The sequence below is a fragment of the Caulobacter sp. genome, assembly GCF_017744445.1.
Classification (GTDB): domain Bacteria; phylum Pseudomonadota; class Alphaproteobacteria; order Caulobacterales; family Caulobacteraceae; genus Caulobacter.
This window is the reverse complement of the sequence record NZ_JAGIBH010000006.1, coordinates 87,287-102,793: the sequence shown is the minus strand read 5'-3', so window position 1 is coordinate 102,793 and position 15,507 is coordinate 87,287. Positions and strand designations below refer to the sequence as shown.

At 65.4% G+C, this 15,507-nt stretch carries 14 protein-coding genes; 12 read left to right on the top strand and 2 right to left on the bottom strand.

The annotated features are described in order from the left end of the window. Positions 1 to 141: 141 nt before the first annotated feature. From infC to msrA, 11 genes are all read left to right on the top strand, one after another. Complete coding sequence (gene infC / locus J7528_RS10430) at positions 142 to 663, top strand: translation initiation factor IF-3 (protein ID WP_172263415.1); 522 nt, start codon at positions 142 to 144, stop codon at positions 661 to 663. 141 nt (positions 664 to 804) lie between these two features. Beyond that, positions 805 to 2,748 carry a S9 family peptidase gene (locus J7528_RS10425; protein WP_291873731.1) on the top strand — a complete coding sequence of 648 codons (1,944 nt, stop codon included), beginning with the start codon at positions 805 to 807 and terminating at the stop codon, positions 2,746 to 2,748. A 35-nt stretch (positions 2,749 to 2,783) separates the two neighbouring features. Further along, positions 2,784 to 3,974 carry an MFS transporter gene (locus tag J7528_RS10420; RefSeq protein WP_291873729.1) on the top strand — a complete coding sequence of 397 codons (1,191 nt, stop codon included), beginning with the start codon at positions 2,784 to 2,786 and terminating at the stop codon, positions 3,972 to 3,974. A 123-nt stretch (positions 3,975 to 4,097) separates the two neighbouring features. After that, positions 4,098 to 4,298, top strand: a complete 201-nt coding sequence (gene rpmI, locus J7528_RS10415) for a 50S ribosomal protein L35 (RefSeq protein ID WP_010918930.1) — start codon at positions 4,098 to 4,100, stop codon at positions 4,296 to 4,298. Between the two features lie 15 nt (positions 4,299 to 4,313). Beyond that, the gene (gene rplT / locus J7528_RS10410) at positions 4,314 to 4,670 is read left to right on the top strand and encodes a 50S ribosomal protein L20 (protein WP_291873714.1); all 357 of its coding nucleotides are present in this window, start codon (positions 4,314 to 4,316) and stop codon (positions 4,668 to 4,670) included. 245 nt (positions 4,671 to 4,915) lie between these two features. Beyond that, positions 4,916 to 5,989 carry a phenylalanine--tRNA ligase subunit alpha gene (gene pheS, locus J7528_RS10405; RefSeq protein WP_291873711.1) on the top strand — a complete coding sequence of 358 codons (1,074 nt, stop codon included), beginning with the start codon at positions 4,916 to 4,918 and terminating at the stop codon, positions 5,987 to 5,989. A 10-nt stretch (positions 5,990 to 5,999) separates the two neighbouring features. Further along, the gene (gene pheT, locus J7528_RS10400) at positions 6,000 to 8,435 is read left to right on the top strand and encodes a phenylalanine--tRNA ligase subunit beta (protein WP_291873709.1); all 2,436 of its coding nucleotides are present in this window, start codon (positions 6,000 to 6,002) and stop codon (positions 8,433 to 8,435) included. A gap of 255 nt (positions 8,436 to 8,690) precedes the next feature. After that, a complete protein-coding gene (locus J7528_RS10395; RefSeq protein WP_291873707.1) occupies positions 8,691 to 8,843 on the top strand; it encodes a hypothetical protein in 153 nt (50 codons plus the stop codon). Positions 8,844 to 8,965: 122 nt separating this feature from the next. Then, complete coding sequence (locus tag J7528_RS10390; RefSeq protein WP_291873705.1) at positions 8,966 to 9,262, top strand: hypothetical protein; 297 nt, start codon at positions 8,966 to 8,968, stop codon at positions 9,260 to 9,262. Continuing rightward, positions 9,247 to 9,534: a hypothetical protein gene (locus J7528_RS10385; RefSeq protein WP_291873703.1), complete on the top strand. Its 288-nt coding sequence runs from the start codon at positions 9,247 to 9,249 to the stop codon at positions 9,532 to 9,534. Before J7528_RS10390 ends, J7528_RS10385 begins: the two co-directional genes overlap by 16 nt. Before the next feature lie 73 nt (positions 9,535 to 9,607). Next, positions 9,608 to 10,198 (top strand): peptide-methionine (S)-S-oxide reductase MsrA, encoded by a 591-nt coding sequence (gene msrA, locus J7528_RS10380; RefSeq protein WP_291873701.1) that lies wholly within the window; start codon positions 9,608 to 9,610, stop codon positions 10,196 to 10,198. A 4-nt stretch (positions 10,199 to 10,202) separates the two neighbouring features. Here the strand turns inward: msrA and J7528_RS10375 are convergent, their stop codons facing one another. Continuing rightward, entirely contained in the window at positions 10,203 to 10,943 is a 741-nt protein-coding gene (locus J7528_RS10375) for an EipA family protein (protein WP_291873699.1), read from the bottom strand. Between the two features lie 161 nt (positions 10,944 to 11,104). On the opposite strand from J7528_RS10375, the gene lepA reads away from it, so the two are divergent. After that, positions 11,105 to 12,913 carry a translation elongation factor 4 gene (lepA, locus tag J7528_RS10370; protein ID WP_291873697.1) on the top strand — a complete coding sequence of 603 codons (1,809 nt, stop codon included), beginning with the start codon at positions 11,105 to 11,107 and terminating at the stop codon, positions 12,911 to 12,913. 145 nt (positions 12,914 to 13,058) lie between these two features. Here the strand turns inward: lepA and J7528_RS10365 are convergent, their stop codons facing one another. Continuing rightward, positions 13,059 to 15,506, bottom strand: coding sequence for a nucleoside triphosphate pyrophosphohydrolase (locus J7528_RS10365; protein ID WP_291873695.1), 2,448 nt, complete (start codon positions 15,504 to 15,506; stop codon positions 13,059 to 13,061). Position 15,507: the final 1 nt, after the last annotated feature.

Sequence of the window (15,507 nt, the reverse complement as noted above, 5' to 3'; positions counted from 1 at the left end):
GGCCTCTCTTTGTCCGCCGTCGCTTGATACGCGGCAGCGGGCGCGTCATATATCACTTTCTCGCGGCGCGCCCAGCGCGGCGCGTACACGTTCAACTATACCCTCATTAACTGCCTCGGAGCCGTCCCTATTCGCCGTCCTATGCAAACGCCGCCCGTTAAAGACGGACCGCGTATCAACGAAGACATCCGCGTCCCGCGCGTCCTGCTGATCGACCAACACGGCGAAAAGCAAGGCGAGATGCCGACCGCGTCCGCCATGGAAGCGGCCGAGGAAGCTGGCCTGGACCTGGTGGAAATCGTTCCGAACGCCAATCCGCCGGTCTGCAAGATCCTGGACTACGGCAAGTTCAAGTTCCAGGAGCAGAAGAAGAAGAACGAGGCGCGCAAGCGGCAGAAGGTCGTCGAGCTCAAGGAAATCAAGCTCCGTCCGAACATCGACATCCACGACTATGAAGTGAAGGCGAAAGCCATGACTCGCTTCTTCGAGGAAGGCGACAAGGTCAAGGTGACCCTGCGCTTCCGCGGTCGTGAAATGGCGCACCCGGAGCTGGGCATGAAGCTGCTGCTCAAGGTCAAGGCCGACTTCGACGAGGTCGCCAAGGTCGAATACGAGCCGCGCATGGAAGGCCGGCAGATGATCATGATCCTGGCTCCGCGCTAAGATCGATCATTGGGTAGACACCGAAACGCCCCGGCCCCGCGCCGGGGCGTTTTGTTTTGCGCCCTGCCCCCCTTCCCATTCGGGAGTCTCGACAGGCTCGCACCCTCTGGTAGAGTTTGGCCAGGTTGGGGGAATTGCGACGTGTTGAAGACCATTCTGGCCGCCGGCGCGGCCTGCTGCGCCCTGCTATCCGCGTCGGCCCATGCCGCCGACGCGCCCGCGGCCAAGCCGAACCTGGCCATCTACGGCCAGCTGCCGAACATCGAAGAGGTCGAGATCTCGCCCGACGGCTCCAAGCTGGCGCTGATCGTGACGACCGGCGAGCAGCGCTTCCTGATGATCCGTCAGGTCGGCGGCGGTGTGCTGGGCGGCATCAATGCGGGCCCGACCAAGCTGCGCGGCGTCACATGGGCCGGGGATGACCACCTGTTGCTGATCACGTCCCAGACCTCCGACGTCATCGGCCTGTCGGGTCCGGCGCGCGAGTACTACATGGCCTCGACCTTCAACTGGAAGACCAAGAAACAGACGCTCCTGCTGCGCAACCAGGAGTCAGCCATGAACGTCATCATCGGCGCGCCGATGGTGCGCACGATCAACAACGAGCCGGTCGTCTTCCTGGAAGGCATCCACTTCCTCTCCAACCAGGGCGTGGACATGCTGTACCGCGTTAACCTGCGCAGCAACACGACCCGGATGATGGACTACGGGGTCCGCCTCGATACCGACGGCTGGCTGGTCGACGTCAAGGGCGATCCGGTCGCCACCACCCTCTACGACACCAAGCGAGGCCAGTGGTCGCTGCGGATGAAGCTGCAAGGCGGCTGGAAGACGGTCGATGAAGCCGACGCGCCGATGGGCTCGTACGGGATGGCGGGCTTCGGCCGTGACGGCAAGTCGGTGCTGGTCTGGCGCACCGACGATAAGAACAAGTCGTTCCTGCGTGAATATACCGGCGACAAGCACACAGACCTGCCCAACGACCTGGATCTCAGCGGCCTGATCCATGACCCGGCCACCCTGGCCCTGCTGGGCGGCGTGACGCTGAAGGGCGACGACCTGACCTACACCTTCTTCGACGAGGCCAGTCAGAAGGCGTGGAACGCGGTGGTCAAGGCGTTCAAGGGCGACCGGGTGCACCTGGCCTCGTGGTCCAACGACCGCAAGCGGGTGGTCGTGCTGGTCGATTCTGCAGAGAGCGGTCAGGCCTACGCCCTGGTCGATCTGACCAGCAAGCAGGCCTCATGGCTGGGCGACGTCTATCAGGGCGTCACCCCGGACGCGATCTCGCCAGTCCGCTCGATCAAGTACAAGGCGGCCGACGGGCTGGAGATCACCGGCTACCTGACCCTGCCCAAGGGCCGCGATCCCAAGAACCTGCCGCTGATCGTCCTGCCGCATGGCGGTCCCGAGGGCCGCGATGAACCCGGCTTCGACTGGTGGAGCCAGGCGATGGCCTCGCGCGGCTATGCGGTGCTGCAGCCCAACTTCCGAGGCTCTGAAGGCTTTGGCTGGGACTTCGTCAAGGCGGGGTTCGGCGAGTGGGGCAAGAAGATGCAGACCGACTTGTCGGACGGCGTCCGCGACCTGGCCAAGCAAGGCATCATCGATCCCAAGCGCGTCTGCATCGTCGGCGCCAGCTATGGCGGCTACGCGGCCCTGGCCGGCGCGACCCTGGATCGCGGCGTCTATCGCTGCGCCGTCTCGGTGGCCGGTCCGTCCGACCTGAAGAAGATGCTGCTGTCCGTGCGCGAAGCCAATAACGGCGAGACCGGCTCGTCCCAGCGCTACTGGCTGCGGTTCATGGGCGCGGACGGCATCAAGGACCCGGACCTGGCCACCGTCTCACCAGCCAAGCTGGCCGACAGGGTCGAGGCGCCGATCCTGCTGATCCATGGCAAGGACGACACCGTCGTCCGCTACGACCAGAGCCAGGCCATGGCCGACGCCCTAAGAAAGGCTGGCAAGCCCGTCAACTTCATCACCCTGGACGGCGAGGACCACTGGCTGTCGCGCGGCTCCACCCGCCTGAAGATGCTGAGCGAAACCGTCGCGTTCGTCGAAAAGCACAACCCGCCGGACTGACAAGCCCAAGGTTCAGGCGTAAACCGCGCGTCCTGATGTCAGAACAGTCTCACAGCGCCCGCGCCCTGGTCGTCCTGCTCCTGGTGGTCTTCATCAACCTGGTGGGCTTTGGCGTGGTCATTCCGCTGCTGCCCTTCTACGCCAAGTCGATGAACGCCGCCCCGTGGCAGGTGACGACCATGTTCGCCGCCTACAGCCTGGGCCAGTTCTTCGGCGAGCCATTCTGGGGGCGGCTGTCCGACCGCATCGGCCGACGGCCGGTGCTGATCGTCACCATCATCGCCAACACCCTGGCCTACATCGCCCTGGCCTTCGCCCCAAACATCTGGATCGCCATGGCCGTGCGCCTGGTCGGGGGCTTTGGCAGCGGCAACATCTCGACGATCCAGGGCTACATGGCCGACGTCACGCCGCCCGAGAAGCGCGCCGGCCGCATGGGCCTGCTGGGCGCGGCGTTCGGGGCCGGCTTCGTGATCGGCCCGGCCCTGGTGATGGTCATCCATCCCGGCGCGGGCCACCTGGGCTACCAGTTGCCGCTGTTCCTGGCCGCCGCCATGGCCGGGACCGCCGCCCTGGGCGTGGTGCTGTTCGTGGCCGAGAGCCGCGCGCCGTCCGCGCCCGGCGCCGTCCAGCCCAACCGCCGCGAGGCCCTGGCCGCCGCGGCCGCTCACCCTATCCTGTCGCGCGTGCTGCTGGTCACCCTGATCTCGACCGGGGCCTTCGCGGGGATGGAGGCGGTGTTTGGCCTCTATGCCGACGTGCGGTTCCACTGGGGTCCCAGCCAGGTGGCCGCGTGTTTCGCCATCATCGGCGTCATCGCCTCACTGGGCCAGGGCCTGCTGACCGGCCGCCTGGCGCGCCGTTTCGGCGAGGGACGGGTGCTGACCACCGGCCTGTCGATCATCGCGCTGACGCTGCTGACCACGCCCTTCATCGCGATTCCCACCCTGGCCGTGGTGCTGGTGGGGTGCACCGCTTTTGGCCAGTCGCTGGTCTTCCCGTGCGTGGCCGCCCTGATCTCCCGCGCCAGCCCGCCGGACCGCCAGGGCCAGATGCTGGGCCTGAACATGGCCGCCGGCTCGCTGGCCCGCATCGGCGGCCCGCTGCTGGCCGGCCCGCTGTTTGGCCTGCACATCGGCGGCCCCTACTGGTTCGGCGCGGCGCTGATGGTTCCGGCCATCGGCTTCGCCCTGGTGATCGTCCAGCGCACCAAGGCCGCGGCGTAAGTGCTTGCCAGGACCGAGTCTTTCCTGTAGCAACGCCGCCTTTCCGGAACCGCCTGGCCACTAGGCATGCCATGGCGGTTCGTCTTGCTATCCCAGAGGACGGGGCGAAAGCTCCGACGCGAAATGCCGAAGTTGAAGACCAAGTCGGGCGCTAAAAAGCGCTTCAAACTGACCGCTACGGGCAAGCTGAAGGCCGGCGTCGCTGGCAAGCGCCACCGCCTTATCGGCCACAACGGTAAGTACATCCGCCAAAACCGCGGCACCAAGGTGATGAGCGAGGCTGACGCCAAGATCATCCGTACGTACCTGCCCTACGGCCTGTAAGAGGAGCGCTGACACATGGCTCGCGTTAAACGTGGTGTGGTCGCTCACGCCAAGCACAAGAAGGTTCTCGAGCAAGCCAAGGGCTTCTACGGGCGCCGCAAGAACACCATCCGCACGGCGAAGGCCGCGGTCGACAAGGCCGGCCAGTACGCCTACCGCGACCGCAAGGTGCGCAAGCGCGCCTTCCGTTCGCTGTGGATCCAACGCATCAACGCTGGTGCGCGCATCGAAGGCTTCACCTATTCGCAGTTTATCCACGGCCTGGACGTGGCGGGTGTGGTGATCGACCGTAAGGTCCTCGCCGACATCGCGGGCAACGACCCGGCTGCGTTCAAGGCTATCGCTGACAAGGTCCGCGCTGCCCTGGCCTAAGGATATCTGAGCTCATTCGAGTTCGACCGATCCTGAAAAGCCCTTCGGCGCGAGCCGGAGGGCTTTTTGCTGTGTCCTTTTCTCCGCTCATCCCCGCGAAAGCGGGGACCCAAGCTGAGCAAGCCGAAAAGACGCGGATCAGAAGGCCAGCTCGGCTTGGTTTCCCGCTTTCGCGGGAATGAGCGGAATTGGGGATGCATCCCCGGTTTCAACCATCGTGAAAACCGCCTAGACGGATGCCCGTCATGACCGATCTCAACACTCTCGAATCCGACGTCCTGGCCCAGGTGGCCCGCGCTGCGGACCTCCAAGCGCTCGACGCCGTCCGCGTGGCCGCTGTGGGCAAAACCGGCTCGATCTCGGGCCTGCTCAAGACCCTGGGCGCGATGAGCCCCGAGGAGCGCAAAACCCAGGGCGCGGCGATCAACGCCCTGCGTGACAAGGTCGCCGACGCGATCGCGGCCAAGAAGGCCTGGCTGGAGGCCGCCGAGCTGGACGCGCGCCTGGCCAGCGAGACGCTGGACCTGTCCCTGCCCGCCCCGCACCGCCGCAAGGGCAGCGTCCACCCGACCATGCAGACCATGGACGAGATGATCGCCATCTTCGCCGAGATGGGCTTCGCCGTGGCCGAAGGTCCGGACATCGAGGACGACTTCCACAACTTCACGGCCCTGAACTTCCCCGAGAAGCACCCGGCCCGCGAGATGCACGACACCTTCTTCTTCAACACGAAGGAGAATGGCGAACGCATGCTGCTGCGCACCCACACCAGCCCAGTGCAGGTGCGGACGATGGTGTCGCAGAAGCCGCCGATCCGCATCATCGCGCCGGGCCGCACCTATCGCGTGGACAACGACGCCACCCACACCCCGGTCTTCCACCAGGTCGAGGGCCTGGTGATCGACAAGGGCATCCACATGGGCCACCTGAAGTGGACCCTGGAGACGTTCCTGGCCCGGTTCTTCGAGACCGACGCGGTCACGACCCAGTTCCGCCCGCACCACTTCCCGTTCACCGAGCCGTCGGCCGAGATGGACGTGCAGTGCGACCGCTCGGGCGGCGAGATCAAGATCGGCCAGGGCACCTCGTGGCTCGAGATCCTGGGCTGCGGGATGGTTCACCCGAACGTCCTGCGCGCCTGCGGCATCGATCCGGACGAGTACCAGGGCTTCGCCTTCGGCATGGGCGTCGATCGCCTGGGCATGCTGAAATACGGCATGCCGGACCTGCGCGACATGTGGTCGTCGGACGTCCGCTGGCTGTCGCACTACGGCTTCAGCGCCTTCGCCGCGCCGAACGCCGCCTCGGGCCTGAGCTGAGACCAGAACGATGAAATTCACCCTCTCCTGGCTCAAGGATCACCTTGAGACCACCGCCACCGTCCCCGAGATCGTCGCGGCCATGACCATGGCCGGGCTCGAGGTCGAGCACGTCACTGATCCGGCGACCAAGCTGGCCCCCTTCACGGTCTGCAAGATCGTCGAGGCCGCCCGCCACCCGAACGCCGACCGCCTGCAGGTCTGCCAGGTCGACACCGTCGACGGTCGCAAGGAGATCGTCTGCGGCGCGCCGAACGCCCGTCCGGGCCTGACCACGATCTACGCCCCGATCGGCGCCTATGTGCCCGGCCTGGACGTGACCCTGGTCGAGAAGCCCGTGCGCGGCGTCGTCTCGAACGGCATGCTCTGCTCGGCCGCCGAGCTGGAGTACGCCACCGAGAGCGACGGCATCATGGAGCTGCCCGACGCCCTGCCGGTCGGGACCAGCGCCGTCGACGCCCTGGGCCTGGAAGCCGTCATCGACTTCGAAGTGACCCCCAACCGCCCCGACTGGCTGGGCGTCGTGGGCATCGCCCGCGACCTGGCCGCCGCCGGCGTGGGCAAGCTGAAGGACGTCTCGATCGCGCCGATCGCCGGCACGTTCCAGAGCCCGATCACCGTGACGGTCGACGGCGAGGCCTGCCCGGCCTTCGCCGGCCGCTACATCCGCGGCGTCAAGAACGGTCCCTCGCCCAAGTGGCTGGCCGACCGCCTGACCGCCATCGGCCTGCGCCCGATCAACGCCCTGGTCGACGTCACCAACCTGATCTCGTACGACCGCGCCCGCCCGCTGCACGTCTATGACGCGGCCAAGCTGTCGGGGACGGTGATCTCGACGCGCCTGGGCCGTCACGGCGTCAACGGCGACGAGCACCTGATCGCGTTGGACGGCAAGACCTACGAGCTGACCCCGGAGATGTCGGTGATCGCCGACGCCTCGGGTGAGCGCCCGATCGGCCTGGGCGGCGTGATGGGCGGCGAGAGCACCGGCTGCTCGGACGAGACGGTCGACGTCTTCGTCGAGAGCGCCTGGTTCGACCCGATCCGCACGGCCCAGACCGGCCGCGCCACCGGCATCGCCAGCGACGCCCAGTACCGCTTCGCCCGCACGGTCGACACCGGCTCGCTGGTCGACGGCATCGAGCTGGCGACCAAGCTGATCCTGGAGCTGTGCGGCGGCGAGCCGTCGGAGGTGCTGTTCGTCGGCGAGGTGCTGCCCGCGCCGAAACCGATCCTGTTCGACCCGGCCTATGTCGGCCAGCTGTCGGGCCTGGAGATCGAGCCGCAGAAGTCGCTGAAGATCCTGACGGACCTCGGCTTCAAGCTGGACGCCCCCAAGGACGTCTCGCCCACCGAGTTCGCCACCCATGCCGAGAGCGCGGTCTGCGTGACCCCGCCGACCTTCCGCCGCGACGTGGAAGGCAAGGCTGACCTGGTGGAAGAAGTCGCCCGCATCGCCGGCTACGGCGCCCTGCCCTCGACGCCGCTGCCGGAAGTGGCGCGTGCGGTGGGCGGCATCCTAACGGCCAAGCAGGCGCGCGCCCGCACGGCCCGTCGCGCCCTGGCGGCAGCCGGCTACGCCGAAGCGGTGACCTTCAGCTTCACGCACCACGAGACGGCCGCGCTGTTCGGCGGCGGCCAGCCCGAGCTGCTGCTGGCCAATCCGATCGCCTCGGAGCTGGACTGCATGCGCCCGTCGCTGCTGCCCAACCTGATCGACGCGGCCGGCCGCAATGCGCGCCAGGGCTTCCCTGACGCCGCCCTGTTCGAGATCGGCCCGACCTTCCACGGCGAGCGTCCCAGCGACCAGCGCACCGTCGTCGCGGCCATCCTGGCCCCGAAGGCCCCGCGCGGCTGGGACAAGGCGGCGCAAGGCGACGTCTTCACCGTGAAGGCCGACCTGCTGGCCCTGCTGGAAGAGCTGGGCGCGCCGGTGGCCTCGCTGCAGACCGCCCGCTCGGCCTCGTCCTGGTGGCATCCTGGGCGCTCGGCGCGCCTGCAGCTGGGCCCCAAGGCGGTGATGGCCGAGTTCGGCGAGATCCACCCAGCGGTCCTCAAGGCCATGGACGTGGCCGGCCCGGTCTACGGTTTCGAGATCACCCTGGAGGCGATCCCCGAGCCGAAGAAGAAGGCCATCAAGACCCGCCCGGCGTTCTCGCCCTCGGCCCTGATGCCGCTGACCCGCGATTTCGCGTTCCTGGTCGAGAAGGCCAAACCGGCGGGCGACCTGGTGAAGGCCGCCGCCGGCGCCGACAAGGTGCTGATCACCGCCGCCCGCGTGTTCGACGTCTATGAAGGCCCCGGCGTACCGGTAGGCTTCAAGTCGGTCGCGATCGAGGTGGTGGTGCAGCCGCGTGAGGCTACTCTCACCGACGCGGACATTGAGGCGCTGTCGGCGAAGGTGGTTGCGGCGGCCGAGAAGGCTGGCGGTAAGCTGCGGTCGTAAACCTTCACTTGCCCCCTCCGGGCCTGCGGCCCTCCTCCCCCGAAGGGGGAAGAAGGACGCTCGTGAACCTTCCGCTCCCTCCGGGGGCGGACGACCGCGAAGCGGTCAGGTGGGGGCAAGTGCTGAGTTTCAAGGCGCCGCTTGGGCAAAACCCGCCCCCGCCGCGACCGAACGCCTCTCGCACAGGCAAGACCTTGCGCAATCCCAAACGTCACGCTACCTGTATTAGGCGCTAACTGGATTCATCGCTTCCACATGCAATCGACCTTCGCCTTCGCCGCCTTTGTGACCACCGGCCTCGCCGCCGTGGCTGCGATGTCGTGCGCCGTGGCGATGTGGAATATGATTAACACCCAGATTAAAACCGTTCCCATTCGGACGGGGCAAAATCGGCGCAAGCAGCGGTAGGAACCTACCAAAACCAAAGCCGAAGGATCGCAAGATCTCCAAAAAGCCCCGCTCCCACGAGCGGGGCTTTTTTGTTGCGCGGTTCGTCGGTCTCCAAGCCTCTCATGCAAGGGACCACTCCGATGAGCTACCTGCCCTCCCCTCCAGCCTTCCATAGCGACCAGGAAGGCGTCACCGTCCACCAGCTGCTGCTGGCCGCCCAGGACGCCCCCAGCGCGCTGGAAGCCGTCCGCCAGGGCCTCGCCGACAGCGGCGCCGAACTGTGCGGCCTGACCATGCGCCCGGTGGGCCACATCGTCGAAGCCTCGCTGAAGGTCCGCCACCTGGGCGACCAGGCCGCCCGCCTGCTGGCCCGTGACCTGGCCGCCTGGCCCGGCGTCAATTCGGCCTCGGTCGAACACCAGTGGCTGCGCCCGTGAGCGACCTCGCAGACGTAGCCAAACCGGAAGAGGAAAAACGCCGCCTCTTCCTGGTCACCGCCGAAGACACGCCCGACGCCCTGATGCGCGTCCTGGGCGTGGCTTCCGTGCAGCAGGCTCGCCTGCGCGCCCTGTCTGCCGCTCCCGAGGGTCAGCACATGACCATTAGGCTCGAGATCGACGACCAGGGCGACGACCGGGCGCAGGTGCTGGCTTCACGCCTGGCTGCCTGTCCCAGCGTACGTGGCGTGGGTTTCGGCTGGCGCCAATAAGCTTCTAGCGGCTGTAACCTTCGCCTGCTTCCGTGCGTATCTGAGTTCGAGTCCGCTTTCTGGAGAGACCTCGATGCGCCGCCTGCTTGCCCTCCTCGCCACGCTGTTCGCCCTCACCGGCGTCAGCGCCTCGGCCGCCGCCACGCTGAAGACCGAGACCGCCGTGTTCGCCGGCGGCTGCTTCTGGTGCATGGAGCACGACATGCAAGGCGTGCCGGGCGTCATCAAGGTCGAGAGCGGCTACACCGGCGGCCACCTGAAGAACCCGACCTATCGCGACGTCACCAGCGAGACATCGGGCCACTACGAGTCCGTGCGCGTCACCTACGACCCAGCCAAGCTGGACTATGGCTTCCTGCTGTATCGCTACTGGAAGCTGGTCGATCCGACCGACGACGGCGGCCAGTTCTGCGACCGTGGTCCGTCCTATCGCCCGGCCGTCTTCGTCACCCCCGCCCAGCGCCCGATCGCGGAGAAGTCCCGCGCCGAGGCCGCCAAGCGCCTGAAGACCGGCACGATGAAGGCTCAGATCCTGCCGCTGCAGATCTTCTACCCGGCCGAGGCCTATCACCGCGACTACGCCAAGCGGAACAAGCTGAACTACTTCGCCTATCGCACCGGCTGCGGGCGCGACGCGCGGCTGAAGGACGTCTGGGGCGGCTGACGCCTCAGAACGGCAGCCAGCGCCGCTGGCGGCTATAGCCCAGGTAGCCGACGTTCGCGCCCAGGCGCAGGCCGACGCCGGCGCGGATCGGGGCCAGGGTGATCTCGTCGGCCTTCTGATAGTTCACGCCCAGGCCGCCGATCAGGTAGGCGCTGCCCTCCACGCCGGGGAAGCGGCGGAAGATGGCGTCCGGGTACTGCAGGTTATAGCAGAGGGTGAAGACGCGACTGGCGTTGCCGCCCCAATCCCAGCCGATGGTCGGGCCCTGCCAGAAGACCTCCATCGTCGGCCGGCCCTTCATGTACAGCAGGCCACGGCCGTAACGCAGGCCGGCCACGAAGGCGCCCGAGCCTTCTTCGCCGGCGATGTAGGCGGTGGGCTGCCCCTTGTCCTTGAAGATCTTCTCGATCGCCGCGCCGGCGCTCTCGGCCGTCACGCCCAGGAAGTCGGACGTGGCGCGGATCATCTCGTCGGCCGAATAGGTCTGGGCGCGGCCAGTGTCATAGACCGGCTGCGAACCGTTCGAGGCCGGCGCGGGAGAAGGCGGCGGCGAAGCATAGGAATCCTGCGCCACCGGCTGCGGCGACGACGACGCGTAAGGATCCGCCGAGGCGGGACGCGCAGGTCCGATCGGCTGCGGCGGCGGCAGTTGTTCGCTGTAGTTGCTCTGACGGGCCGAAGCCTGCGTGGCGGCGGCGCTCAGGCCGGCGGCGGCGCCCGAGAGGATCAGCTTGCGACGGTCCATGGGAGCCCTCCGGATCAATTTCATTGCAACACTGTTGCAAGCCATTGAGACCGGTTTGCGGCTCCAAACTTAACGACCGGTTAAGCATGCGCGACGCGTCGCCGCACGTGACGCGCGCTCAGGCCCTCGCGAAGCGGCCCAAATGTGGTATGCGCACGCCCATGACTTCGACGCCTCTCGACAAGATCCGCAACTTCTCGATCGTTGCACACATTGACCACGGCAAGTCCACGCTGTCGGACCGTCTGATCCAGACGACCGGCGGCCTCACCGCGCGCGAGATGAGCGCGCAGGTGCTCGACAACATGGACATCGAGAAGGAACGCGGCATCACCATCAAGGCGCAGACCGTGCGCCTGCAGTACAAGGCCGCCGACGGCGAGACCTATATCCTGAACCTGATGGACACCCCCGGGCACGTCGACTTCGCCTACGAGGTCAGCCGCTCGCTGGCCGCCTGCGAAGGCTCGATCCTGGTCGTCGACGCCTCGCAGGGCGTGGAAGCCCAGACCCTGGCCAATGTCTACCAGGCCATCGACAACAATCACGAGATCGTCCCGGTCCTGAACAAGGTCGATCTGCCAGCCGCCGACGTCGATCGGGTCAAGGCGCAGATCGAGGAAGTCATCGGCCTGGACGCCTCGGACGCCGTCGAGTGCTCGGCCAAGACCGGCATCGGCATCCCCGACGTGCTGGAAGCCATCGTCACCCGCCTGCCCGCCCCCAAGGGCGACCGCAACGCGCCGCTGAAGGCGCTGCTGGTCGACGCCTGGTACGACCCCTACCTGGGCGTCGTGGTGCTGGTGCGCATCTTCGACGGCGTTCTGAAGGCGGGCCAGCAGGTCCGCATGATGCAGACCGGCGCCACCCACAAGCTGGACAAGGTCGGCGTGTTCACGCCCAAGGCTACCGACGTGGCCGAGCTGGGTCCCGGCGAGGTCGGCTTCTTCACCGCCTCGATCAAGGAAGTGGCCGACGCCGCCGTCGGCGACACCATCACCGACGAACGCAAGCCCACGGCCGAAGCCCTCAAGGGCTTCAAGGAAGTCGTGCCGGTGGTGTTCTGCGGCCTGTTCCCGGTCGACGCCGCCGACTTCGAGGACCTGCGCGCCGCCGTCGGCAAGCTGCGCCTGAACGACGCCAGCTTCACCTACGAGATGGAAAGCAGCGCCGCGCTGGGCTTTGGCTTCCGCTGCGGCTTCCTGGGCCTCCTCCACCTGGAGATCATCCAGGAGCGCCTCTCCCGCGAATTCGACCTCGACCTGATCGCGACCGCCCCGTCGGTGGTCTACAAGATCAAGCTGCGCAACGGCGACGAGGTCGAGCTGCACAACCCGGCCGACCTGCCCGACGTGATGCAGATCGAAGAGATCGCCGAGCCCTGGATCAAGGCCACGATCTTCACCCCGGACGAATATCTGGGCGGCGTCATCAAGCTGTGCCAGGACCGCCGCGGCATGCAGCGCGAGCTTTCCTACGTCGGCAGCCGCGCCATGGTCGTCTACGACCTGCCGCTGAACGAAGTCGTCTTCGACTTCTACGACCGCCTGAAGTCGATCTCGAAGGGCTATGCCAGCTTCGACTACCAGCTCGAGGACTACCGCGCCGGCGACCTGGTGAAGATGTCGATCCTGGTCAACAGCGAGCCGGTCGACGCCCTGTCGATGCTGGTCCACCGCAGCCGCGCCGAAAGCCGCGGCCGCGGCATGTGCGAGAAGATGAAGGAACTCATCCCGCAGCACATGTTCGTCATCCCGATCCAGGCGGCCATCGGCGGCCGGATCATCGCCCGCGAAACCGTGCGCGCCCTGCGCAAGGACGTGACGGCCAAGTGCTACGGCGGCGACGCCTCTAGAAAGCGCAAACTTCTGGACAAGCAGAAGGAAGGCAAGAAGCGCATGCGTCAGTTCGGCAAGGTCGAGATCCCGCAGGAAGCCTTCATCGCGGCGCTGAAGATGGACGAGGATTGATCGGGCGGGCGACTAGCCGGTCGGGGTTTTAGCGCCCTCGTCTGCGGAAGCAGGCGGGGGCGTTTTTGACTCTTAGCTGACGTTGGGAGGGTCGGCTTCCGGCGCGAGCTTGTGCTCGGTTTGGTGCCGTTTTATCTCCAGGCATTTAGTCCAGCAGGTCGTCTTCGCAATCAAAGTCGATTTCGAGCTGATACTCCTGCTGTTCGAGGGATATTTCGAACCCATCGCGCCCGCCGCTGAAGCGAACCGCTTTATCGGTGCCCGGAATTTTGAAGACCCGATCGCCGGCAATGTTGAGGCGTCCAAGTAAGGCGAAAGGTATCCGCACCCGCTCCTTGGCGTACTCCTCACGCACCAGTTCGTCGAAGCTGACGTTGCGGATATCGACAACGGGTTCCCCGGGCTTGGGTAGGCTAGTCTCCAGCAGGAAGATGCCCTTGTCGAAGCCGCCGACGCGCTCGCGCTTGGAGTCGGCGATCTCCACGACTCGCTGCTCTTCAACACCGGCCTGGTGCATCATGCCCCGCAACACTTCGTAGACGTCGGCCAATTCCTCGGCGGTCGCGTCAGCCCCTTCGGCGGCGATCAGCTCCTGAGCTTCTTCGATCAATTTGCCCGTCAACAACTGAAGGATCTCGCGGCTGCCAAGGTTGGCGTAGACGACGCGTTCGTGTTTGGCACTGACGCGCTCTGGAATCCTGTCGCGAACGAGCTTGTGGTACTTGATGCGGCTCCGGGTCCGGAAAGACTTACGCTGCACACGCAGATAGACGCGGACGCGGCCTTTTAGCTGGAAGAACGGGTGGGACAGCGATGATCCGGAAAATATCACTGAGGCATCGACGGCCTGGGCCACCTCAATGATCTGCTCCAAAAAATGCGGTTCGCGGATCAGGTGTTCACTGGGCTGAATGTCCATCGCCACCCGCAGCGCAGGAGAGTGCTGAGCAAAGGCCTGACGCACCTCATCCAAATCACGAGGCTCACGAACGTCGATAATGACGTGGTCTTTCTCCAATGCGGTGTCGAGGTCGGGTTCGGAGTATTCAAAGGTTCGATACCAGGGCAGTGAAAACGTCGTGCCCGTCTCGGACTCCACACCGGCAAACCACATCACTGCAACCCGGCGACCCAGCTTCACGCCGATCGCGTTAGTCCGGCGCGCAATGTCCAGAACCTCGTGAGATTTCAGGCACTGGTGGCGGGCGATCGAGTTTCGGATCTCTTCGAACGCCCATTCCCCACCGGGTTGTGGCCATAGGAAGTGGGATTTGTAACTAGGGTACGCGTTTACTTCCTCAGTGATCGTATGCACGTCCCAGGCGTCATAGGGATAGTACTGTAAGGAATCGGGCAGGCCCCAATTGGCGTGGACTTGGATGTAGGGCGACTCCGGATCATAGAGTGCCCATGCGCCTGAGCGCGCGCCTATGAACTTGTGCAAAATGAAGGCGCGCTCGCTAACCTCCTCTGGCCGTTCAGCCACATCTTCTAGAGCCTGCCTTATCCAGGCGATTGCAGCCGGTGCCGCCATGCAACTGCTAGTGCAAGGTAGGTTGGTGGTGGAATTCGACCCTGTCCTTCGGCTCACCCTAATAATGCCGTCATCACCAAAATGGGCCGAATACTCCTTGGCCAGGGCAGCCGCTATGGCTGGATCAACGAGCGCTTGGGCTGCTTCATAATAAGTCAGTACATAGAGGGCTTGCGGAAGTGGCGCGAAATCCGTCGATAGTTCGTCGATGATCTTAAGCTTGTCCCAAGCATCAATATCGCCCCGGTCAGGAGTCCTGAAGTAAGTTGCCGTACCCGACGCGGACGACAAGCGTGAAGTGATCTGCTGATCCATAGGATTGACGCCAACGGCGTTATCTTGATCCAGGTCGCACTGCAGGAGGAAGACCTTGTCCTCCGCTGTGGCCCATTCGAGCAGCATCCGGTCCCTACCCAGCGCCACGCCCAGGTGATCGATCAACCACCGGACCGCCGATCCGAATGTGCGGTCGATATGTATGGCTGGATAAACTCGAAGTGGGGCCCGTGTGTCGGCCGGCGCATCACGCTGAGAATTAAAGCGCTCCGGAGCAGTCTTTCTTCCAGCGATTTCAGAGAAGCGCGACCACTGCTCTCGGGTCTTCGAAAGGCTGTTGAGGTTGCCGAGAGTGCCTTTCTCGCAATGTCGAAGGAACCTCTGGATGATAATCGCGACTTTGACGCCCGAGCGCTTTTGCAGTGCGTCTTCGCGAATTCTCAAAACCGTGGATGTGACGTCGAGGTGGCTGCACGGCTGCTCCAGCGGTACCGACAGATAGGTACCTCGCTCCCAGATGGTCTCACCAACGATGCTCGATCGCAGGATCAAGGGTTGCCCGACCAGAGGAGGTGGGAGCTCTAAAAAAGGGGCCTGTCCCTGCGCCAGTCGCTCGACCCACTCTACGGTGAGGATCAGGTACTCTGGCGTCCAGGCTGGCGGCAAGCCCGCGAGAAAAGCCCCTTTGGTCCCAAGCCGTTCGGCATAAGGCTCAATGCGCGTTGACAGGATCGCATGGTCGCTAGGGTGGAATATAAGGTCGGACGCCCCCAGCTCGGCCATA